The sequence below is a fragment of the Novosphingobium sp. B-7 genome, assembly GCF_000410615.1.
Taxonomy (GTDB): Bacteria; Pseudomonadota; Alphaproteobacteria; order Sphingomonadales; family Sphingomonadaceae; genus Novosphingobium; species Novosphingobium capsulatum.
On sequence record NZ_KE148434.1, the window covers coordinates 8,761 to 9,366 of the forward strand.

1 protein-coding gene is annotated in these 606 nt (G+C 67.5%); it reads left to right on the top strand.

Annotated elements, in window-relative coordinates:
• Positions 1-228 precede the first annotated feature (228 nt).
• On the top strand, positions 229-606 hold a 378-nt coding region (locus H926_RS34985; protein WP_237741106.1), incomplete at its 3' end, for a lytic murein transglycosylase.

Genomic DNA, 606 nt, shown 5'->3' on the forward strand with positions numbered 1-606 from the left:
TGCGATGCGCAAAGAGGTTTTGCACGGTCATCCTCGCAAAATGCGCAAAAGGGGCGATTTTCGGCAGGCTTGGCGCCTCACCTGGGCGCGGGGGTGTTCCATTGTCGGGCAAGGCATGCAAGACAGCCTGCAATGATGGCCCAACCGATCCCTTTCGTTTCAACCGTTAATTCTTCGCGCCCGATGCCGGCCGCCGCGTGGGGCCGCAGGGCCTGGCGCCGCCTGGCGATGGGCGGGGCTTTGGCACTGGCGGCGCTGGCTGGGCCGGCCGTGGCGCAAGACAGTGAAGAGGCCGGCTTTCAGGGCTATCTGCAACTCCTGGCTGCCAAGGCACGCGGCGCCGGGGTGCGCGAGCAGACCATTGCCAGCGTTCTGCCCGGGCTCACGTTCAATCCGCGCGTGATCGCCTTCGATCGCAGCCAGCCCGGCGGCGCGCAGTCGGGCGGGGGCACGCCCTCGTTCGAGCCGTATCGCCGGCGCCATGTGGATTCGGTGCGGATTGCCAAGGGGCGGCGCATCTATGCCGAATCGATGCAGCAGATCGAGGCCGTCAGCCGCCGCTATGGCGTGCCCGGCCCGGTGATCCTGGCGATCTGGGGGCATGAG